At 65.1% G+C, this 19,554-nt stretch carries 18 protein-coding genes; 13 read left to right on the plus strand and 5 right to left on the minus strand.

Going from position 1 to position 19,554, the window contains the following annotated elements; all coding sequences use genetic code 11:
- Positions 1-654: 654 nt before the first annotated feature.
- Together V8U06_RS15745 and V8U06_RS15750 are read right to left on the minus strand one after the other, a co-directional pair.
- On the minus strand, positions 655-1,806 hold the full coding sequence (locus V8U06_RS15745) for a ceramide glucosyltransferase (protein ID WP_427141457.1): 1,152 nt from the start codon (positions 1,804-1,806) through the stop codon (positions 655-657).
- A 167-nt stretch (positions 1,807-1,973) separates the two neighbouring features.
- Positions 1,974-2,519 (minus strand): cysteine hydrolase family protein, encoded by a 546-nt coding sequence (locus V8U06_RS15750; RefSeq protein ID WP_427141458.1) that lies wholly within the window; start codon positions 2,517-2,519, stop codon positions 1,974-1,976.
- Between the two features lie 101 nt (positions 2,520-2,620).
- Here V8U06_RS15750 and V8U06_RS15755 point away from each other — a divergent pair, with 101 nt between their 5' ends.
- Positions 2,621-3,580 (plus strand): GlxA family transcriptional regulator, encoded by a 960-nt coding sequence (locus tag V8U06_RS15755; RefSeq protein WP_427141459.1) that lies wholly within the window; start codon positions 2,621-2,623, stop codon positions 3,578-3,580.
- Positions 3,581-3,588: 8 nt separating this feature from the next.
- Here the strand turns inward: V8U06_RS15755 and V8U06_RS15760 are convergent, their stop codons facing one another.
- The 3 genes from V8U06_RS15760 to V8U06_RS15770 all read right to left on the minus strand — a co-directional run bounded on the left by V8U06_RS15760 (position 3,589) and on the right by V8U06_RS15770 (position 7,040).
- Complete coding sequence (locus tag V8U06_RS15760; protein WP_427141460.1) at positions 3,589-4,989, minus strand: protein kinase domain-containing protein; 1,401 nt, start codon at positions 4,987-4,989, stop codon at positions 3,589-3,591.
- 3 nt (positions 4,990-4,992) lie between these two features.
- Positions 4,993-5,733, minus strand: a complete 741-nt coding sequence (locus V8U06_RS15765; protein WP_427141461.1) for a metallophosphoesterase family protein — start codon at positions 5,731-5,733, stop codon at positions 4,993-4,995.
- A gap of 101 nt (positions 5,734-5,834) precedes the next feature.
- Positions 5,835-7,040: an NAD(P)/FAD-dependent oxidoreductase gene (locus V8U06_RS15770; protein WP_427141462.1), complete on the minus strand. Its 1,206-nt coding sequence runs from the start codon at positions 7,038-7,040 to the stop codon at positions 5,835-5,837.
- A gap of 179 nt (positions 7,041-7,219) precedes the next feature.
- Here V8U06_RS15770 and V8U06_RS15775 point away from each other — a divergent pair, with 179 nt between their 5' ends.
- From V8U06_RS15775 to V8U06_RS15830, 12 genes are all read left to right on the plus strand, one after another.
- Positions 7,220-8,110 (plus strand): VOC family protein, encoded by an 891-nt coding sequence (locus V8U06_RS15775; protein ID WP_427141463.1) that lies wholly within the window; start codon positions 7,220-7,222, stop codon positions 8,108-8,110.
- A gap of 1 nt (position 8,111) precedes the next feature.
- Positions 8,112-8,951 (plus strand): 3-deoxy-8-phosphooctulonate synthase, encoded by an 840-nt coding sequence (gene kdsA / locus V8U06_RS15780; RefSeq protein WP_427141464.1) that lies wholly within the window; start codon positions 8,112-8,114, stop codon positions 8,949-8,951.
- Positions 8,952-9,080: 129 nt separating this feature from the next.
- Complete coding sequence (gene eno / locus V8U06_RS15785) at positions 9,081-10,355, plus strand: phosphopyruvate hydratase (protein WP_427141465.1); 1,275 nt, start codon at positions 9,081-9,083, stop codon at positions 10,353-10,355.
- 142 nt (positions 10,356-10,497) lie between these two features.
- Positions 10,498-10,806: an FtsB family cell division protein gene (locus V8U06_RS15790; RefSeq protein ID WP_226919230.1), complete on the plus strand. Its 309-nt coding sequence runs from the start codon at positions 10,498-10,500 to the stop codon at positions 10,804-10,806.
- A gap of 149 nt (positions 10,807-10,955) precedes the next feature.
- Positions 10,956-12,002 (plus strand): pyruvate dehydrogenase (acetyl-transferring) E1 component subunit alpha, encoded by a 1,047-nt coding sequence (gene pdhA, locus V8U06_RS15795; RefSeq protein WP_226919229.1) that lies wholly within the window; start codon positions 10,956-10,958, stop codon positions 12,000-12,002.
- A 17-nt stretch (positions 12,003-12,019) separates the two neighbouring features.
- The gene (locus tag V8U06_RS15800) at positions 12,020-13,411 is read left to right on the plus strand and encodes a pyruvate dehydrogenase complex E1 component subunit beta (protein WP_427141466.1); all 1,392 of its coding nucleotides are present in this window, start codon (positions 12,020-12,022) and stop codon (positions 13,409-13,411) included.
- Positions 13,412-13,425: 14 nt separating this feature from the next.
- Positions 13,426-14,796: a pyruvate dehydrogenase complex dihydrolipoamide acetyltransferase gene (locus V8U06_RS15805; protein ID WP_427141467.1), complete on the plus strand. Its 1,371-nt coding sequence runs from the start codon at positions 13,426-13,428 to the stop codon at positions 14,794-14,796.
- A gap of 15 nt (positions 14,797-14,811) precedes the next feature.
- Complete coding sequence (locus V8U06_RS15810; RefSeq protein ID WP_226919226.1) at positions 14,812-15,453, plus strand: SGNH/GDSL hydrolase family protein; 642 nt, start codon at positions 14,812-14,814, stop codon at positions 15,451-15,453.
- Between the two features lie 219 nt (positions 15,454-15,672).
- A complete protein-coding gene (gene lpdA / locus V8U06_RS15815) occupies positions 15,673-17,118 on the plus strand; it encodes a dihydrolipoyl dehydrogenase (RefSeq protein WP_427141468.1) in 1,446 nt (481 codons plus the stop codon).
- 226 nt (positions 17,119-17,344) lie between these two features.
- A complete protein-coding gene (gene lipA / locus V8U06_RS15820; RefSeq protein WP_427141469.1) occupies positions 17,345-18,322 on the plus strand; it encodes a lipoyl synthase in 978 nt (325 codons plus the stop codon).
- A gap of 92 nt (positions 18,323-18,414) precedes the next feature.
- A complete protein-coding gene (locus V8U06_RS15825) occupies positions 18,415-18,993 on the plus strand; it encodes an AAA family ATPase (RefSeq protein ID WP_427141470.1) in 579 nt (192 codons plus the stop codon).
- Between the two features lie 2 nt (positions 18,994-18,995).
- On the plus strand, positions 18,996-19,550 hold the full coding sequence (locus V8U06_RS15830) for an AAA family ATPase (RefSeq protein ID WP_427141578.1): 555 nt from the start codon (positions 18,996-18,998) through the stop codon (positions 19,548-19,550).
- Positions 19,551-19,554 lie beyond the last annotated feature (4 nt).

The raw sequence follows: 19,554 nt of genomic DNA on the forward strand, positions 1-19,554 counted from the left end.
AAAAGACCCGTCAATCTTCAAAGTTAATCCGCACCATCTCATTCCAGGACCACACACCTCGGCTCTGCCCCAATTCGTTTCCCACGGGCGCGTGTAGTTTGTGCGCCATAAAGCCATCTGACAGCTTGGGTGCAGTACCGTAGGGGATCATTTCGCCGAGGGCGTTCGGACGCCATTTAGGCTTGATGATGCAGAGCCCTCGTTCGCCGCAGGCGACGCATACGAAGCGCGCGCCAAGGGGTCTTTCGCTCTCAATAACGTTCGTTGGATCAAACGTGACCTCCTTGTCGCACTGGTAACAGTAGACCGTCACATTGCTTTCGGCGGCGATCTCCTCTCGAAGGGCCGCATTCCTTCGTTCTCTATGTGTTCATGTTGCCTCTTGGGCTACATGATCCAGGGAAGGGGAAGAGTCGATGGTAAGACCTGCCGCTATAAATTTCTTTTTTGATTTCATGGGGCGGTGTACAGATCCCACCGATCTCTAAGATGTTGATTTTGCCCAATAGTACCACAACTCCAGGGGTCGCCATTCGTTCCCGGATATCACAAGCGCACACCGATCGTTCGTCGTGTGCCTTGCACAAGAAAGCCGCGCGCCCAGCCTCTGGGACGCGCGGTTTCCCGTTTCAGGGATGCATTGTCAGCGAGCGCTTACGACCCCGCTGGCGCTTCCTTCAGTTCGCAGGTGCTGGTGCCGATGGTCATGGTATTGCCGCGCCAGTCGATGGTGCCGCTGAGCCAGGCGCGCAGCCAGATGGCGGGCATGAGGAGGTCGCGGACGATCATGGCGGGCAGCGAAAGCAGCGAGAGGCGCCAGCCCTTGGCAAGCGCGAGCGCGGCTTCCGGGAGATAGATCGCGGCCAGGACGAGGAGAGTTGCCGGCAGCAGCGCGGCGCCGGAAAAGAGGGCGGCAGCGAGCGCCAGGGCAAGCGGCGGCAGCACGCCAAGCAGGATTTCCGGCGCGAAGAAGCCGGGGAAGGTGACGCGGCGCAGGCGCGACCAGCGGCACTGGCGCGACCAGATCTCTTGGCCACTCCGCCGGCCGAGCGGCTGTTCGAAGGGCGAGGAGACGAGGTGGACCTGAAGGCCGAGACGGTTCACCAGTTTGGTGGAAGCGGCGTCTTCGGCGATTTCCGCGTTCAGCGCCTGGATGCCGCCATTGGCGTCGAGCATCGGCTTGTACCAGAGCATGCTCTTGCCCTGCGCGAAACCGAGGCCGAGCGCTTCGCCGGCATATTGCCAGCGCGCCTGCTGGGTGTTGAGGAACATGCATTCCACCTCCGCCCAGAAGCCTTCCGGGCGCGAGCCGAGCGGGGTCGAGCAGACGACGCCCGAATTGCGCCGCCAGCCGGCCATCAGGTGCTGGATATAGTCCGGCGGCATCAGTACGTTGGAATCGGCGAGGATGACCCAGTCGTGCCGGGCGGCCTGCCAGCCCTTGACGCAATTGTTGAGCTTCGGATTGGCGCTGACGCGGTCGTCGCCGATGAGGATGCGCGCCTCGACATCGGGGTGGGCGGCTGCCGTCCGCTCGATTTCCGCGACGATCGGGTCGCTGCCATGGGCGACGCAGAAGAGCAGTTCATAGCTTGGCCAGGTAAGGCGGAAGGCGCGCTCCAGCGTCTCGGCGGAAAAATTCTCGATGCCGCGGACGGGCACGACGACGGAGACGGGCGGCTTCTTGCGGATATCCGGCGGCGGGGCGCCGGCCGGTTTCAGTCGCTTGCCGGCGACGAGGATGCTGGCGAGGTTGGTCGCGACAAGAGCGCCCGAGGCAAGGGCGAGGGCCTGAGCCATGTCCATTCACGCGTACTCCGAAGGGCGCCGGCTTTTCGGGGCGGCTGCCGGTTCATTCACGCGGGAAGAGACACCATTGTCACATGACAGGCGAATGACGAGGCTGACTGGCGGCCTCTCGCGTCCGCGCCATGCCTCCGCCCGAAGGCGGAGACATGGCCGTTTTCGGGCGCTTACGACAGGAAGTCGGCGGTCGTCGTGACCGTGCCATAGCCGAATTCCAGCGCCGACATGATGGTGGCGTGAACCTGGGCGGCCGGCACGACCGAATCACCGAAAGCCTTGTCGCGGGTGGCGCAGGCATCGTGCACGACGGTGAGGTTGTAGCCGAGATCGGCGGCAGCGCGAGCGGTCGCGTCGATGCATACGTCGCTCATCGCGCCGATGACGACCACATCCTCGATGCCGCCGTCCTGCAGCGTCTTCTGCAACGTCGTTTCGCGGAAGGAGTTCGGGTAGTTCTTGATGATGACAGTGTCGCCGGCCTGCGGCGTGACGGCCGCGATGGGGTGGATGCCGTCCGTGTTGGGCGCAAAGAGCGGCGAATCGGCTTCCTTCGCGATGTGATGGACGTGGATGATGCGGTCGCCCTTGCCGCGGGCGGCGTCGATCACGCGGGCGGCATTGGCGGTGGCGGTGTCGATGCCGGCAAGGCCGAAGCTGCCGGAGGGGAGATAGTCGTTCTGCAGGTCGACGATGATGACGGCGCGTTTGCTCATGGGGGATCCTTTCTGCACGCTGCTGATGTCATGGACATATTGCCCCCAGCCTGCCATTCCTCGCCATTGGCGATACCGACATAATTCAGGGTGAAAGTGACATGGCTGCCTCGGCCGAAATCGGACTGGTGATCTATCCCGGCGTGCAGATGGCGGCCGTGCTCGGCATGACGGATCTCTTCAACGCGGCGATGGAGCTTGCCGGCCGCAAGGGCCGGGCAGGGCCGCGGCTCGGCGTCAGCCATTGGCGGCTGGAGGAGGGCAGGCCGGTGCGCATCGAGGCGAGCGAGACGCCCTGCGACGCGGCGCGGCCCTGCGTGCTCGTGCTGCCGCCGGCGCTTGGCGATCCCATCGCGCGGGAGGATGCTGCGCCCTTTGCGGCCTGGCTGCGGCAATGCCATGCGGGCGGCATCCAGCTCGCCTCGATCTGCGCCGGCGCCTTCCTGCTCGGCGAGACGGGTCTTCTGGCCGGGCGCACGATCACCACCAACTGGGTAATCGCCGAAACCTTCGAGGTGCGCTTTCCCGATGTGCGGGTGGATACGGACCGGTTGCTCAGCGACGACGGCGACATCGTCACCGCGGGCGGTGTCATGGCCTGGGTGGATCTCGGCCTCAAGCTGATCGACCGTTTCCTCGGCCCGACGGTGATGCTGGAGATCGCCCGGCAGTTCGTCATCGATCCGCCGGGGCGCGAGCAACGCTATTACAGCACCTTCTCGCCGCGCCTGTTGCATGGCGATGCGGCGATTCTCAGGGTGCAGCATTTCCTGCAGGCGAGCGAAGCGAAGGAGATCGGCCTCGATGTGCTGGCGGCCCAGGCGGGGCTGGAGGAACGCACGTTCCTGCGCCGCTTCCGCAAGGCGACGGGGCTGACGACGACGGATTACTGCCAGCGGCTGCGCGTGGCCAAGGCGCAGGAACTGCTGCAGTTCACCACCCGCTCGGTCGATCTGGTGGCGGTCGATGTCGGCTACAACGATCCCGGCGCCTTCCGCAAGGTTTTTGCCCGCATCGTCGGGCTGACGCCTGGGGACTACAGGAAGCGCTTCCGCTCGTAGGGCATCGGCTAGACTGTGTCGAAACGGTTGCGCACAACGGTGACGGTGCAGGGCGCATGGGCGGCAACCTCGCCGGAGACCGTGCCGAGCATGGAGCGCATGGCCGATTCGGCGCGCGCGCCCATCACGATATGGTCCACGTGGTTCTGGCGGGCATAGTCGAGGATGGCGTCGGCCGGCGAGACGGCCTCCAGCACGTGGAAGGTGATGCCGCCGCCGGGCACGGGCAGGCCCGTCGACCAGCTGCGCAGCTCCACCAGGCGCAGCACATGCTTGTTGCGGCCTTCCTCGTCCAGCGACGTGTCGATGGCGATGCGGTTGATCTTCAAGACGTTGAGGCAGGCTATGCGCGCGTTCGGCGTGTTCTCGATGATGCGGGCGACGGTCTTGTGGATCGCGGCGGCCCGTTCCGGCGTATGGGCGCCGAGGTCGATGGCGACGGCGATGATCGGCGCATCGGCAAGCTGGGCCTCCGCCTTCTGCGGCTTCACGGTTTCGATCGGCACGGGGTTGAAGCGGCGGCGCAGCACCATGCCGAGCGGATCGCGCTTCATCTTTTCCGCCCGCGCGGTCAGCTTGACGCTGGAAAGGTCCTGCAGGTCGAGGGCGAGCTGGGCGGCGCTCGGATAGCGCCAGGCAGGGTTCACCTCCAGGCAGCGCAGGATGATTTCCTGCAGCGCCGGTGGAATGGCGGCGTTGCGGGCGCGCGGCGGCAGCGGGTCGCGCCACAGTCGCCGCTTGAGGCCTTTCAGCCGCTGCGGATCGCCGAAGGGTCGTTCGCCGGTCGCGAAGAAATAGAGCAGGACACCGAGCGCGAAGAGGTCGCTGCGAAAGTCGCTGCGCGTGCCGAGCACCTGTTCCGGCGCCATATAGGGCGCCGTGCCGTAGGGCAGGCGGAACTGCTCGTCCATCAGGTCCGGCAGGTGCACGTGGCGGGCAAGGCCATAGTCGATCAGCACGGCCTCGCCGCTGTCGCGGAACATCACGTTGGACGGTTTCAGGTCGAGATGCACGACGTGCTGGCGGTGCAGCGAATCGAGGGCGACCGCGATCTTCGCGCCGATCACCGTCACCTCCTCGGGCGGCAGCGGCAGGCGCTCCAGCAGCGGATAGAGCGAGGCGCCGGGCAGGCGTTCCATGACGATATAAGGCAGGGTGGCGAAATCGCCATTGGCGATGAAGCGCGGCACATGCGGGCCGGAAAGGCGCGGCAGGATCATCTGCTCCATCTCGAAGCCGACGATGGCGGCGGGGTCGTCGCCCTCGCCGAGCACCGGCACCTTCATGAGGATCGGGCATTCGATGTCCGGCCGGCTCACCGTCCAGATGCGCGCCATGCCGCCATTGTGCGCGATGCCCTCGATGGTGAAGCCGTCGATGACGTCGCCGGGTTTCAGCCGTGTCTTCATGGCTCAGCGTCCCTCGAAAAGACGGTCGGCGAGGGCGGCCGGCAGACTGGCCGCCCGGATTTTCCCCGCTGCCGTCTCCACGTCATAGGCGACGCGCAGGAAACGTAAGTCGGTGCTTTCGGTGTCGTAGAGCGCGAAGGCGGCGGCCGGGTTGCCGTCGCGCGGCTGGCCGACCGCGCCCATGACGGCAAGCCAGCGCCGCTGCGGCAGAAGCGGCACCGGCGTTGCCGAGACGGGGCAGAAATGCGTGATCCTGCCGCCGGGCGCGGTGCAGTAGAGCGCCGGCTTGTGGACATGGCCGCAGAAGCTGACGCGCGCCTCGCAGGCGGCGAGATGCTGGCCGGCATCGCTGGTGTCGCGCACATAGTTCCAGTCGGACGGCGCGCTGGCATCGGCATGCACGAAGAGGCAGTCGCCCTCGCGGGCCTTCATCGGGCGGGCGGCGAGAAAGGCGCGCGTCTCGCGGCCGAGCTGCCGCCGCGTCCATTCGATGGCGAACATCGCCGTCGCGTTCATGGTGATGGAGCCATTGCCGACCGCATCGTCATGGTTGCCGCGCAGCACCACGGCGCCGGCCGCGGCAAGCTGCATGGCCCGCTCTGCGCACCATTCCGGGTCCGCGCCATAACCGACGATGTCGCCGAGCAGGACGTAGCGCGCCGCGCCGGCGGCCTCGGCGGCGGCCAGCACGGCCTCGAAGGCCTCGCGGTTGGCATGGATGTCGGAGAGGATGGCAAGCAGCATGGCAGTCCGAATTCGTTCGGGGATTGGCGGAGCATAACCCGCCTTCTCGCCCGCAACCATTCAACGGAAGGGGAATATTGCGCGTCCCGTCTGGCGTTTCGTCAAGACGTGCGGCTGGCGAAGGCGAAGAGGTCGGCGTCGGCATCGCCATGGCCGGCAATCTCGGCCGAGACGATCTCGGCGGCGATCTGGCTGAAGGTAATGCCATTGCCGCCAAAGCCCATGACGGCGAAGACATGGTCGAGGCCCGGAACGCGGCCGATCAGCGGCAGGCCGGTGCGCGTCGTGCCGAAGGGCGCGGCCCAGACATGATCGGGCTCGGGCAGGGCGATGCCGAGCAGGGCCTCCACCTTGCGGCGGATCGTGCGCGTTTTGGCTTTCAGCTTCTGCGGCGAGGCATAGGCATCCTCGCTCGCCTCGTCCTCGCCGCCGGCGATCAGCCGGCCGTCGCGCGAGCGGCGAAGATAGAGATAGGGATCGGCGCCCTCCCAGACGATGCAATCGTTCAGCCAGCCGGGCAGGGGCGTAGCGGGCGGCGTGGCGAGCGCCCAGGTCGAGACGATGGCGTGGTTCCGGTCGGCGACGGCCTCGAGGAACTCGTAGCCCGAGCAGAAGATGGTGTGGCCGGCGGCAAGAATCCCGCCGTCCGCGGTGGCGAGCACGACGCCGTCCGCCGTCGGGCGCAGATCGGTGATTTCGAGCGGCGTGACGATTTCGGCTCCGCGCGCCGCCGCCGCGCGCAGGATGCCGGCGGCCATCTGCGCGGGATTTGCCGAGGCGGAGATGTCGCTGAGGATGGCCCCGGTGCGGTCGATGGCGAAACGGTCGGCGAGAGTGGCCGCGCTCAGCATCTCCGCCCTTATGCCGGCGGCGAGTCGGGCTTCGGTCTCCATTCGTAAGGCACGGCTGCCATAGGCGTCGCCGGCGAGGAACAGCGTCTTCTTGCGCTCGAAGCCGCAGGCGATGCCGAGATCGGCGACGAGATGCGTCAAATGTTCGACGGCCGCGGCCGAGCGCCGCCAGGCGCGGCTTGCCTTTTCCCGGCCGATCATGCCGGCGAGCGAATGGAGGGGAATGTCGATTTCGTGCTGGATCATCGCCGTGCTGGCGAGCGTGCTGCCATGCACGGGCTGCCGGCGGTCGACGACGAGCACGCGGCGCTTTCCATCGGCAAGCGCGTGAGCCATCAGCGCGCCGGAAATGCCGGCGCCGACGATGATGACGTCGTAGTCGCTGCGGGAAGGCGTCTTTCGGGTGCGCAGGCCAATGCGCGGCGAGTCGGCCCACAGGGGGCGGGAGGTATGCAACGTGCGTTGGCGGGTGATGTCGCGGGATCTGGAAATCGGGCTGCTCCGGAACGGGACGTCCTGCGGAATGGGCGGCAGAGAGAAAAGTTCCCGTGCTCTTCCTGCCGCGCGCGGTGCTTGCATTGCGCGCCGAAAGCATGCAAAGCACGGGGCGCCTGAAACACGACAGGATTTCGCCCATGACCGTCCGTTCGAGAACGCCCCGCCCGATCGACCATCTGGTGCTGCCGGTGTCCGAGCTTGGAATTGCCCGCGAACGCCTCACTGCCCTCGGTTTCACGGTCGCCAGGGATGCGCGCCATCCCTTCGGCACGGAAAACTGTTGTGTCTTCCTTGCCGATGGCAGCTACCTGGAACCGCTCGGCATCGCCAATCGCGAGGAATGCGAAGACGCGGCCCGCGCGGGCAATGCCTTCATCGCGCGCGACCAGGCGTTCCGCTTCCGCCGCGGGCTCGAAGGGTTTTCCGCCATCGCCATGGCGACGAACGATGCGCAGGACGACGACCGGCGCTATTCCACTGCCGGCCTTTCCGGCGGCGACGTGCTGGAATTTTCGCGCGACATGCTGCTGCCGGACGGCACCGCAGCGACCGGCAGCTTCCGGCTCGCCTTCGCCGCCGACCTGCGCAGCCCCGATTTCTTCTTCTTCGCCTCGCAGCGCGTGCGCCCGCTGCCGTCCGACCGGGCGGCGCTGGAGGCGCATGAAAACGGCGTCGTCGCGCTTGCCGAAGTCGTGCTGTCGGAGCAGAACCCGACCGACTTCCAGTATCTGGTGCAGGAGGCGGCCGACGAGCGCGAGGTCGAGGCCCTGTCCTTCGGCATGTCCGTCGACACGCCCCGCGGCCGCATCACCGTGCTCAACGATGCCGGGCTTCAGGGCTTCTACGGCATCGCACCCGAAACCACCGACCGCGGCCTGAAGGGCCGGGCGATCGTTTTCAAGGTTTCCAGCCTCTCGGCATGCCGCCAGCTCCTCACCGGGCGCGGCATCGGCTACCGCGAACAGGACGAGCGCCTGTTCGTGCCGCCCGCACCGGGGCAGGGCGTCCTCTTTGTCTTTGGAGAATGAGATGAAAGCCAACACCACCGTCGTCGTCGGCGAAGGCGCAAGGAAAGTCACCTTCTCGCAGGCCGAACGCTTTTCGCTGATCGCCGGCCCCTGCCAGATGGAAAGCCGCGACCATGCCTACATGATCGCCGGCACGCTGGTCGAACTTTGCGACAGGCTCGGCATCGGCCTCGTCTACAAGTCCTCCTTCGACAAGGCCAACCGCACCTCGCTCTCCGGCAAGCGCGGCATCGGCCTCGACAAGGCGATGGAGATCTTCGCCGATCTCAAGAAGGATTTCGGCTTCCCCGTGCTGACCGACATCCATACCGAGGAACAGTGCGACCTCGTTTCCGGCACGGTCGATATCCTGCAGATCCCGGCCTTCCTGTCGCGCCAGACGGACCTGCTCGTGGCCGCCGCCAAGACCGGCCGCACGATCAACGTCAAGAAGGGCCAGTTCCTGGCGCCCTGGGACATGAAGAACGTGCTGGCGAAGTTCACCGAGAGCGGCAATCCGAACGTGCTGCTGTGCGAGCGCGGCGCCTCCTTCGGCTACAACACGCTGGTTTCCGACATGCGCTCGCTGCCGATCATGGCCTCGCTCGGCGCACCCGTGGTCTTCGACGCGACCCATTCCGTTCAGCAGCCGGGCGGGCAGGGCGGCTCCTCCGGCGGCCAGCGCGAATTCGTCGAGACGCTGGCCCGCGCGGCGATTGCCGTCGGCGTTGCCGGCCTCTTCGTCGAAACGCATGAAGATCCCGATCACGCTCCCTCGGACGGGCCGAACATGGTCCATCTCAAGGACATGCCGCGGCTTCTCGAAAAGCTTCTGGCCTTCGACGCCATTGCCAAGGCGTAAGACTTCAAACGGATGACATGGAGACGTGCCATCCGTTTTTTCTGGCGGCAATGCGCCGTTGTAATTTCCGCATCGTCGATTAAAAGTAGATTTTAATCGATTTATAAACCCCGAACCAGGACGATATCCATGACTGCTATCATCGACATCATCGGCCGCGAGATTCTCGACAGCCGCGGCAATCCCACCGTCGAAGTGGACGTGCACCTCGAGGATGGCAGCTTCGGCCGCGCGGCCGTTCCGTCAGGCGCCTCCACCGGCGCGCATGAAGCCGTCGAACTGCGCGATGGCGGCAAGCGCTATCTCGGCAAGGGTGTCGAAAACGCCGTCGCCGCCGTCAACGGCGAAATCTTCGAGGCCATCGGCGGTCTCGATGCCGAAGACCAGATCCATATCGACCAGACGATGATCGAACTCGACGGCACGGCGAACAAGTCGCGCCTCGGCGCCAATGCCATCCTCGGCGTCTCGCTCGCCGTCGCCAAGGCGGCCGCCGAAGCCGCCAACCTGCCGCTCTACCGCTATGTCGGCGGCCCGAACGCCCGCATCCTGCCGGTGCCGATGATGAACATCATCAACGGCGGCGCCCATGCCGACAACCCGATCGACTTCCAGGAATTCATGATCGTGCCGGTCGGCGCCGAAACGGTGCGCGATGCCGTGCGCATGGGCTCGGAAGTCTTCCACACGCTGAAGAAGCAGCTCTCGGCCGACGGTCACAACACCAATGTCGGCGATGAGGGCGGCTTCGCACCGGGCCTCGCTTCGGCGCCCGCCGCCCTCGACTTCATCATGAAGTCCATCGAGAAGGCCGGCTACCGTCCGGGCGAGGACATGTTCATCGCGCTCGACTGCGCCTCGACCGAATTCTTCAAGGACGGCAAGTACGTGCTGGAAGGCGAAGGCCGCACGCTGGAGCCGGGCGCCATGGCCGAGTATCTCGCCGAGCTGACCGCCAAGTATCCGATCTTCTCCATCGAGGACGGCATGGCGGAAGACGATTGGGACGGCTGGAAGCTGCTCACCGACAAGGTCGGCAAGAAGGTGCAGCTCGTCGGCGACGACCTGTTCGTCACCAACTCGGCGCGCCTGCGCGACGGCATCAAGATGGGCGTCGCCAACTCGATCCTCGTCAAGGTCAACCAGATCGGCTCGCTCTCCGAAACGCTCGACGCCGTCGAGACCGCGCACAAGGCCGCCTATTCGGCCGTCATGTCGCACCGTTCGGGCGAGACCGAGGATTCCACCATCGCGGACCTCGCCGTCGCCACCAACTGCGGCCAGATCAAGACCGGCTCGCTCGCGCGCTCCGACCGTACCGCCAAGTACAACCAGCTCATCCGCATCGAGGAGCAGCTCGGCGCCCAGGCCAGGTATGCCGGCCGCGGCATCCTGCGCGGCTGATCGCAAAACAGTTTTTCCGAAATGGAAAACAGGGAGCCCGCATCCTCGGATGCGGGTTTTTCTTTGCCCGCCGATCATGGTCAATGGTCGGTTAACCGCTTCCCGCTAGTGTCGTCTGCGTATTGCGTATCGGGGCACCAGCATGTGGACCAAACATCATAAGAAGCGGAAATTCGGCCGGCTGGCGCTGCCGGTAATTACCGTCGCATTCCTCTCCTACTTCGGTTATCATTCCGTCCATGGTGACTTCGGTCTGCGCGGAATGGAGGATTTCGAGCGGCAGAGAGTAGAGCGTCAGGCGCGTTTGGACGTGCTCGTGCGGCAGCGCCAGATCCTGGAAAAAGAGGTTGCCCTGATGAGTGACGGCTCGCTCGAACGCGACATGCTGGACGAGAAGGCGCGCTCTTATCTCAACATGTCCCGCGCCGACGAAATCGTCATTTTCCACTGAAAAGCTCGATTAACCGAAATCTGGTTAATCGTAAATCTTCCTTACTAATCAGCAACTTACAAAGAATATAAGCCATGCATTTATGGCATTGCTGAGGCGGACTTTCTCCCCTATGGTTTCCACAAAAGGGCAAACATAGGGAGGAACGAATGGCTCCGCGCAAAAACGCGTCCACGTCCAGCCGCAAGTTGGCGGCAAAGCCTGCAAGGAAAGACTTCAACGGTGGCACGATTGCCGACTTCTCCAAGGAAGACGACCTGAAGGCCTACCGCGAAATGCTGTTCATCCGGCGTTTCGAGGAAAAAGCCGGTCAGCTTTACGGCATGGGCTTCATCGGCGGCTTCTGTCACCTCTATATCGGCCAGGAAGCTGTCGTCGTCGGCATGCAGATGGCGCTGAAGGAAGGTGACCAGGTCATCACCGGTTATCGCGACCACGGTCACATGCTCGCTTGCGGCATGAACGCCCGCGGCGTGATGGCGGAACTGACCGGACGCCGCGGCGGCCTTTCCAAGGGCAAGGGCGGCTCCATGCACATGTTCTCCAAGGAGAAGCATTTCTATGGCGGCCACGGCATCGTCGGCGGCCAGGTCTCGCTCGGCACGGGTCTGGCCTTCGCCAACCGCTACCGCGGCAACGACAACGTCTCGCTGACCTATTTCGGCGATGGCGCGGCCAACCAGGGCCAGGTCTACGAAAGCTTCAACATGGCGGCCCTCTGGAAGCTGCCGGTGATCTACATCATCGAGAACAACCGCTACGCCATGGGCACGGCCGTTTCGCGCGCCTCCGCCCAGACCGACTTCTCGCAGCGCGGCACCTCCTTCGGCATTCCGGGCTACCAGGTCGACGGCATGGACGTTCGTGCGGTCAAGGCTGCGGCCGACGAGGCTGTCGAGCATTGCCGTTCGGGCAAGGGCCCGATCATTCTCGAAATGCTGACCTACCGCTACCGCGGTCACTCCATGTCCGACCCCGCGAAGTATCGCTCGAAGGACGAAGTGCAGAAGATGCGCTCCGAGCACGACCCGATCGAGCAGGTTCGCGCCCGTCTTCTCGAAAGGGGCTGGGCGAGCGAGGACGATCTCAAGCAGATCGACAAGGACATCCGTGACGTCGTCGCCGACAGCGCCGATTTCGCGCAGGCCGATCCGGAGCCGGATGCATCCGAACTCTACACCGACATCCTGCTGTAATCCGGGGAGGGACACCAATGCCAATCGAAATTCTCATGCCCGCCCTGTCTCCGACCATGGAAGAGGGCACGCTTTCCAAGTGGGTCAAGAACGAAGGCGACACCGTGAAGTCGGGTGACGTCATTGCCGAAATCGAGACCGACAAGGCGACGATGGAAGTCGAAGCCGTCGACGAAGGCGTGATCGGCAAGATCCTGATCGCCGCCGGCACCGAAGGCGTCAAGGTCAACACGGCCATCGCCGTGCTGCTCCAGGACGGCGAAAGCGCCGATGCCATTGCCGCGCCGAAGGCTGCCGCCGCCGAAAAGCCGGCAGAAGTTTCCGCGCCGGCCCCGGCTGCCGCACCCGTTCCGGCCGCTGCCGCGCCCGTTCCGGCTGCGCCGAAGGGTGAAATCGCCGCCGATCCGGATATTCCGGCCGGCACGGAAATGGTGATGACGACGGTGCGTGAAGCGCTGCGCGACGCCATGGCCGAAGAAATGCGCCGCGACGGCGACGTCTTCGTCATGGGCGAGGAAGTGGCCGAATACCAGGGCGCCTACAAGATCACCCAGGGCCTCCTGCAGGAGTTCGGCGACCGTCGCGTCATCGACACCCCGATCACCGAACACGGCTTTGCCGGCGTCGGCGTCGCCGCGGCGATGACGGGCCTGAAGCCGGTCGTCGAGTTCATGACCTTCAACTTCGCCATGCAGGCGATCGACCACATCATCAACTCCGCCGCCAAGACGCTCTACATGTCCGGCGGCCAGATGGGTGCCCCGATCGTCTTCCGCGGTCCGAACGGTGCGGCCGCACGCGTCGCCGCCCAGCACTCGCAGTGCTATGCGGCATGGTACAGCCACGTTCCCGGTCTCAAGGTCGTCATGCCCTACACGGCTGCCGACGCCAAGGGCCTGCTCAAGGCCGCCATCCGCGACCCGAACCCGGTCATCTTCCTCGAAAACGAAATCCTCTACGGCCAGAGCTTCGAAGTGCCGAAGATGGATGACTTCGTCCTGCCGATCGGCAAGGCGCGCATCCACAAGAAGGGCAACGACGTCACCGTCGTCTCCTTCGGCATCGGCATGACCTATGCCATCAAGGCGATTGCGGAACTCGAGAAGGACGGCATCGACGTCGAACTGATCGACCTTCGCACCATCCGCCCGATGGACCTGCCGACCATCATCGAATCGGTCAAGAAGACCGGCCGTCTCGTCGTCGTTGAGGAAGGCTTCCCGCAGTCCTCCGTCGGCACCGAGATCGCGACCCGCGTCATGCAGCAGGCCTTCGACTATCTCGATGCGCCGATCCTGACGATCGCCGGCAAGGACGTTCCTATGCCCTACGCCGCCAATCTCGAAAAGCTGGCGCTTCCGAATGTCGGCGAAGTCGTCCAGGCGGTCAAAACCGTCTGCTACAAGTAAGGGAGGGCTGAGGTATGCCGATCAACATTACGATGCCGGCCCTTTCGCCCACCATGGAAGAGGGCAATCTTGCCAAGTGGCTCGTCAAGGAAGGCGACACCGTGAAATCCGGTGACGTCATCGCCGAGATCGAGACCGACAAGGCGACGATGGAAGTGGAAGCCGTCGACGAGGGCGTTGTCGCCAAGCTCGTCGTGCCGGCCGGCACGGAAGGCGTGAAGGTCAACACCCTCATCGCCATCCTCGCCGCCGACGGCGAAGACGTGGCCGCTGCCGCTGCCGGCGGTGGTTCGGCTCCCAAGGCCGAAGCGCCGAAGGAAGCCGAAAAGCCGGCTGCCGCAGCGCCTGCTGCTGCCGCACCTGCACCCGTCGCCGCCGCGCCTGCGGCTGCGGCTGCCCCGAGCACGGCGACCAGCACGGCCAGCAGCCATGGTGGCTCCGGCCTGTTCTCCTCGCCGCTCGCCCGTCGCATCGCCAGGGATGCCGGCCTCGACATCAAGGCGGTCACCGGCTCCGGCCCGCATGGCCGCGTGGTCAAGAGCGACGTTGAAAAGGCCATCGCCTCCGGCGGTGCCAAGCCCGCTGCCGCTGCTGCCGCAGCGCCGGCTGCTGCCGCTTCCGCGGCACCCGCCACCGCGCCGAAGGGCATGTCGGAAGATGCCGTGCTCAAGCTCTTCGAGCCGGGCTCCTACGAGCTCGTGCCGCATGACGGCATGCGCAAGACCATCGCCAAGCGCCTGCAGGAATCCAAGCAGACGATCCCGCACTTCTACGTCTCGGTCGACGTGGAGCTCGACGCGCTGCTGGCGCTGCGCGCCCAGCTCAACGACAGCGCGCCGCGCAAGGAAGACAAGCCGGTCTACAAGCTCTCGGTCAACGACATGGTGATCAAGGCCATGGCGCTCGCGCTGCGCGACGTGCCGGACGCCAACGTCTCCTGGACCGACAGCAACATGGTCAAGCACAAGCATGCGGATGTCGGCGTCGCCGTCTCCATTCCGGGCGGCCTGATCACCCCGATCATCCGCAGCGCCGAGCTGAAGACCCTGTCCGCCATCTCCAACGAGATGAAGGACCTCGGCAAGCGCGCGAAGGAACGCAAGCTGAAGCCCGAGGAATACCAGGGCGGCACGACCGCGGTCTCCAACATGGGCATGATGGGCGTGAAGAACTTCGCCGCCGTCGTCAACCCGCCGCATGCGACGATCCTGGCGGTCGGCGCGGGCGAGGAGCGGGTCGTCGTCAAGAAGGGCGAGATGGTGATCGTCAACGCGATGACCGTGACGCTCTCCACCGACCATCGCTGCGTCGATGGCGCGCTCGGCGCCGAGCTTCTCGGTGCCTTCAAGCGCTACATCGAGAACCCGATGGGGATGCTCGTCTGATAGCGGGGTGCGGCCATGAAGACGGTTCTCTGCTATGGCGACAGCCTGACCTGGGGCTATGACGCGGAAACGCTCGACCGGCATTCCTTCGCGGACCGGTGGCCGAGCGTTCTCGCCAAGGCTCTCGGGCCTGATGTCACCGTCATCGCAGAGGGCCTCAACGGCCGCACCACCGCCTATGACGACCACCTGGCGGATTGCGATCGCAACGGCGCGCGCATCCTGCCGACCATCCTGCACAGCCACGACCCGATCGACCTCGTCATCCTCTTCCTCGGCGCCAATGACATGAAGCCGGTGATCTGCGGGACGGCCTTCGGGGCGGTGCAGGGCATGGAGCGGCTGGTGCAGCTCGTGCGCCATCATGCCTGGTCCTTCGGCGAGGCGGAGGGACCGGAAGTGCTCATCGTTTCCCCGCCGCCGCTCTGCGAAACGGCGAACACCGCTTTCGCGGCGATGTTTGCCGGCGGCGTGGAGCAATCGGCCATGCTGGCGACGCTTTATGCGGACCTTGCGGACGAAACCGGCTGCGGCTTCTTCGATGCCGGCTCCGTGGCGGAAACGACGCCGCTCGACGGCGTGCATCTCGACGCGAAGAACACGCGGGCGATCGGCAAGGGTCTCGAGCCGGTCGTGCGGATGATGCTGGGACTGTAAAGCTACTCCAGCAAAAGTGCGTAGCGGTTTTGCGTCCGGGATTGCGGTGAACTGAACAAGGAAGCAATTCCAGCAAAAGTGCGCAGCGGTTTTGCGTCCGGAATGCGGTGAAATTGAACAAGAAAGCAATGCCAGCGAGAGTGTGAAGCGGAATTGCTTTGGAACTGAACAGAAAGACGCGGCGCTCGTTCCCGCGCAACAAGTGAGGCAGGAAACGACATGGCTCAATCCTACGACGTCATCGTAATCGGTTCGGGTCCGGGCGGCTACATCGCCGCGATCCGTGCGGCGCAGCTGGGCCTGAAGACGGCCATCGTGGAGCGCGAGCACCTCGCCGGCATCTGCTCCAACTGGGGCTGCATCCCGACCAAGGCGCTGCTGCGCTCGGCGGAAATCTTCCATTACGCCCAGCATCCGGGCGATTACGGCGTGAAGATCGAAGGCGCCGTCACGCCGGACCTGAAAGCCATCGTCGCCCGCTCGCGCGGCATCGCCCAGCGCATGAACGGCGGCGTCGGCTTCCTGATGAAGAAGAACAAGGTCGACGTCATCTGGGGCGAAGCCAAGATCACCAAGCCGGGCGAGATCGTCGTGTCCAAGACGACCAAGGCGATCCAGCAGCCGCAGGCGCCGGTGCCGAAGAACGTTCTGCCCGAGGGCACCTACAATGCCAAGCACATCGTCATCGCCACGGGCGCCCGTCCGCGCGCGCTGCCCGGCATCGAGCCGGATGGCAAGCTGATCTGGACCTACTTCGAATCGATGAAGCCGGAGGAAATGCCGAAGTCGCTGCTCGTCATGGGCTCGGGCGCCATCGGCATCGAATTCGCCTCCTTCTACCGCACGCTCGGCGTCGACGTGACGGTCGTCGAAGTGATGAAGACGGTCATGCCGGTCGAGGATGCGGAAATCTCCGCGCTCGCCAAGAAGCAGTTCGAAAAGCAGGGCATGAAGATCCATCTGGAGGCCAAGGTCGCCAAGGTGGAGAAGGGCGCCAACTCCATCACCGCCCATGTCGAGATGAAGGACGGCAAGGTCGAGAAGATCACCGCCGACCGCATGATCTCCGCCGTCGGCGTGCAGGCCAATATCGAGAATATCGGCCTTGAGGCGCTCGGCGTGAAGACCGACCGCGGCTTCATCGCCATCGACGGCTACGGCAAGACCAACGTGCCGGGCATCTACGCCATCGGCGACGTCGCCGGCCCGCCGATGCTCGCCCACAAGGCCGAGCACGAGGCCGTCATCTGCATCGAGAAGATCGCCGGCCTGCCGAACGTTCATCCGATGGACAAGTCCAAGATCCCGGGCTGCACCTACTGCCACCCGCAGGTCGCCTCCGTCGGCCTCACGGAAGCCAAGGCCAAGGAACAGGGCCGCGACGTGCGCGTCGGCCGCTTCACCTTCGCCGGCAACGGCAAGGCCGTGGCGCTGGGCGAAGACCAGGGCATGGTCAAGACGATCTTCGACAAGAAGACCGGCGAACTGCTCGGCGCGCATATGGTGGGCGCCGAAGTGACCGAAATGATCCAGGGCTTCGTCGTCGCGATGAACCTCGAGACGACCGAGGAAGAACTGATGCACACGATCTTCCCGCATCCGACCATTTCGGAAACGATGAAGGAAAGCGTGCTCGACGCCTATGGGCGTGCACTCAACGCTTGAACGTGCTAGAGCCCACCTCCACATGGGTGGGCTCAGGCTGCTGAAAAAATGCCGCGAACCTCTCTTTCGTCATGGTCGGGCCTGTCCCGACCATCCATAAGCGCTGGAGCTGCATGGATCCTCGGCGCGGGCCCGGGAGTGACGGCAGGGTGGGACAGGGTTTGACGGCGACCTGACGCCTTCTTCGGACAAGACGGGCATGTGCCCGCAGGAAAGTGGAATCGACATGGTCACCATTCTCGACCGTACCAATCCCGACCCCAACGCGCCGCGCGCGCGCCATCCGGAAAAGGCCCACCGGCCGGATACGGAAGTGCTGCGCAAGCCGGAATGGATCCGCGTCAAGGCGCCGGTGTCCAAGGGCTATCAGGAAACGCGCGATCTGGTGCGTTCGCACAAGCTGGTGACGGTCTGCGAGGAAGCGGGCTGCCCGAACATCGGCGAGTGCTGGGACAAGAAGCACGCCACCTTCATGATCATGGGCGAGATCTGTACCCGCGCCTGCGCCTTCTGCAACGTGGCGACGGGCAAACCCAATGCGCTCGACATGGAAGAGCCGGAAAACGTCGCCAAGGCCGTCAAGCAGATGGGCCTCAGCCACGTCGTCATCACCTCCGTCGACCGCGACGACCTGGAAGACGGCGGCGCCGAGCACTTCGAGAAGGTGATCTGGGCGATCCGTGCGGCATCCCCCTTGACCACCATCGAGATCCTGACGCCGGACTTCCTGAAGAAGCCGGGCGCGCTGGAACGCGTTGTCGCCGCCAAGCCCGACGTCTTCAACCACAATATGGAAACCGTTCCGGGCAACTACCTGACGGTTCGCCCGGGCGCGCGCTACTTCCACTCCGTCCGCCTGCTGCAGCGCGTGAAGGAACTGGACCCGACCATGTTCACCAAGTCGGGCATCATGGTGGGCCTCGGCGAGGAGCGCAACGAAGTGCTCCAGCTGATGGACGACCTGCGCACCGCCGACGTCGACTTCCTGACCATCGGCCAGTATCTCCAGCCGACCCGCAAGCACCACAAGGTGGACCGCTTCGTGACGCCGGACGAGTTCAAGTCCTACGAGACCGTCGCCTATACCAAGGGCTTCCTGATGGTGTCCTCGAGCCCGCTGACGCGTTCCTCGCACCATGCCGGCGACGACTTCGCCCGCCTGCGCGCCGCGCGCGAGCGCAAGCTTCTCGCCGCCGCGGAATAGGCTTTTCCGCCGCGGAATGGACTTTTTCGCAGCCTTCCTTTAAGCCCCGCGGTCCCCAGGGTCGGCGGGGCTTTTGCGTTTCGGGGATGGCGATGACGGTTTCGATCACGGTCGGGGAGGCGGGCAGGCGGCTGGCGACGGCGCGGCGCGTGCTGGTCATCGGCTGCTCGGGCGGCGGCAAGTCGACGCTGTCGCGAATGCTCGCCGCGCATTTCGGCCTTGACTATCAGTCGATCGACCGTGACGTGCGCTGGCTGCCCGGCTGGCGGGAGCGCGATGCGGCCGCGCGCCGGGAAATCCTCGAAGAACTGGTGTCGCGCGAGCGCTGGGTGATGGACGGCAGCAATCCCTCGACCTTCGATCTGCGCGTGCCGCGCGCCGATCTCGTCATCTGGGTGCGCATGCCGCGGCTGACCTGCCTCCTCGGCGTGGCGCGCCGCGTCTGGCGCTACCACGGCACCGTGCGCCCGGAAATGGCGGCGGGATGCCCCGAACCGCTGCCGGACCGTTCCTTTCTCGACTATATCTGGAATTTCGAGCGCAAGAGCGCGCCGGGGTTCATCCGCATGCTGGAGCGGCATGGCGACGGCGTGCCGCTCGTCACGCTGCGTTCCCGCAAGGACACCCGCGCCCTTCTACAAGCCGCCGGCCTGGAAGGAAGCACGCCGTGACGATGTCTCCGGAGGATGCCGCCGAACGGTTGAAGACGGCGGAACGGGTGCTGGTGATCGGCTGCTCGGGCAGCGGCAAGAGCACGCTGGCAAGAAAGCTCGCAATGCGGCTTGGCCTGCCTTACGTCTCGATGGACCGCGAGATCTTCTGGCTGCCGGGCTGGCAGGTGCGGCCGCGGGCCGACGCCCTGGCGCGGCTGGAAGAGATCGTCGCGCGGGAGCGCTGGATACTCGACGGCACCAGCCCCGGCACCCTGCCGCTGCGGTTGCCGCGCAGCCATCTCGTGCTGTGGCTGCGCCCGCCGCGCTGGCTGTCGCTCTATGGCGTCGTGTCGCGCTGGCTGCGCTATCGCGGGCGGTCGCGGCCGGAAATGGCGGATGATTGCCCGGAGAAGATCGACCGTGAATTCCTGACCTATGTCTGGGACTTCGAGAAGACCGAGAGCCCGGAGATCGCGCGGAACCTTGCGGCCTATGGCCGCGACGTGCCGGTTTGCGTGTTGAAATCGCGGCGCGATGCGCGCCGCCTACTTGCAAGTGTCGCGGCGGTTCATTAGCTCT

It is taken from the genome of Shinella sp. G-2 (genome assembly GCF_050172695.1).
Taxonomy (GTDB): domain Bacteria; phylum Pseudomonadota; class Alphaproteobacteria; order Rhizobiales; family Rhizobiaceae; genus Shinella.

What these genes read in the sequence shown, in the direction of transcription:
- pdhA (WP_226919229.1), top strand. Translation starts at nt 10,956, where the DNA reads ATGGCTCCGCGCAAAAACGCGTCCACGTCCAGCCGCAAGTTGGCGGCA.
- eno (WP_427141465.1), top strand. Translation starts at nt 9,081, where the DNA reads ATGACTGCTATCATCGACATCATCGGCCGCGAGATTCTCGACAGCCGC.
- V8U06_RS15790 (WP_226919230.1), top strand. Translation starts at nt 10,498, where the DNA reads ATGTGGACCAAACATCATAAGAAGCGGAAATTCGGCCGGCTGGCGCTG.
- V8U06_RS15825 (WP_427141470.1), top strand. Translation starts at nt 18,415, where the DNA reads ATGACGGTTTCGATCACGGTCGGGGAGGCGGGCAGGCGGCTGGCGACG.
- V8U06_RS15745 (WP_427141457.1), bottom strand. Translation starts at nt 1,806, where the DNA reads ATGGACATGGCTCAGGCCCTCGCCCTTGCCTCGGGCGCTCTTGTCGCG.
- V8U06_RS15765 (WP_427141461.1), bottom strand. Translation starts at nt 5,733, where the DNA reads ATGCTGCTTGCCATCCTCTCCGACATCCATGCCAACCGCGAGGCCTTC.
- lpdA (WP_427141468.1), top strand. Translation starts at nt 15,673, where the DNA reads ATGGCTCAATCCTACGACGTCATCGTAATCGGTTCGGGTCCGGGCGGC.
- V8U06_RS15775 (WP_427141463.1), top strand. Translation starts at nt 7,220, where the DNA reads ATGACCGTCCGTTCGAGAACGCCCCGCCCGATCGACCATCTGGTGCTG.
- V8U06_RS15810 (WP_226919226.1), top strand. Translation starts at nt 14,812, where the DNA reads ATGAAGACGGTTCTCTGCTATGGCGACAGCCTGACCTGGGGCTATGAC.
- kdsA (WP_427141464.1), top strand. Translation starts at nt 8,112, where the DNA reads ATGAAAGCCAACACCACCGTCGTCGTCGGCGAAGGCGCAAGGAAAGTC.
- V8U06_RS15805 (WP_427141467.1), top strand. Translation starts at nt 13,426, where the DNA reads ATGCCGATCAACATTACGATGCCGGCCCTTTCGCCCACCATGGAAGAG.
- V8U06_RS15755 (WP_427141459.1), top strand. Translation starts at nt 2,621, where the DNA reads ATGGCTGCCTCGGCCGAAATCGGACTGGTGATCTATCCCGGCGTGCAG.
- V8U06_RS15800 (WP_427141466.1), top strand. Translation starts at nt 12,020, where the DNA reads ATGCCAATCGAAATTCTCATGCCCGCCCTGTCTCCGACCATGGAAGAG.
- V8U06_RS15830 (WP_427141578.1), top strand. Translation starts at nt 18,996, where the DNA reads ATGTCTCCGGAGGATGCCGCCGAACGGTTGAAGACGGCGGAACGGGTG.
- V8U06_RS15760 (WP_427141460.1), bottom strand. Translation starts at nt 4,989, where the DNA reads ATGAAGACACGGCTGAAACCCGGCGACGTCATCGACGGCTTCACCATC.
- V8U06_RS15750 (WP_427141458.1), bottom strand. Translation starts at nt 2,519, where the DNA reads ATGAGCAAACGCGCCGTCATCATCGTCGACCTGCAGAACGACTATCTC.
- lipA (WP_427141469.1), top strand. Translation starts at nt 17,345, where the DNA reads ATGGTCACCATTCTCGACCGTACCAATCCCGACCCCAACGCGCCGCGC.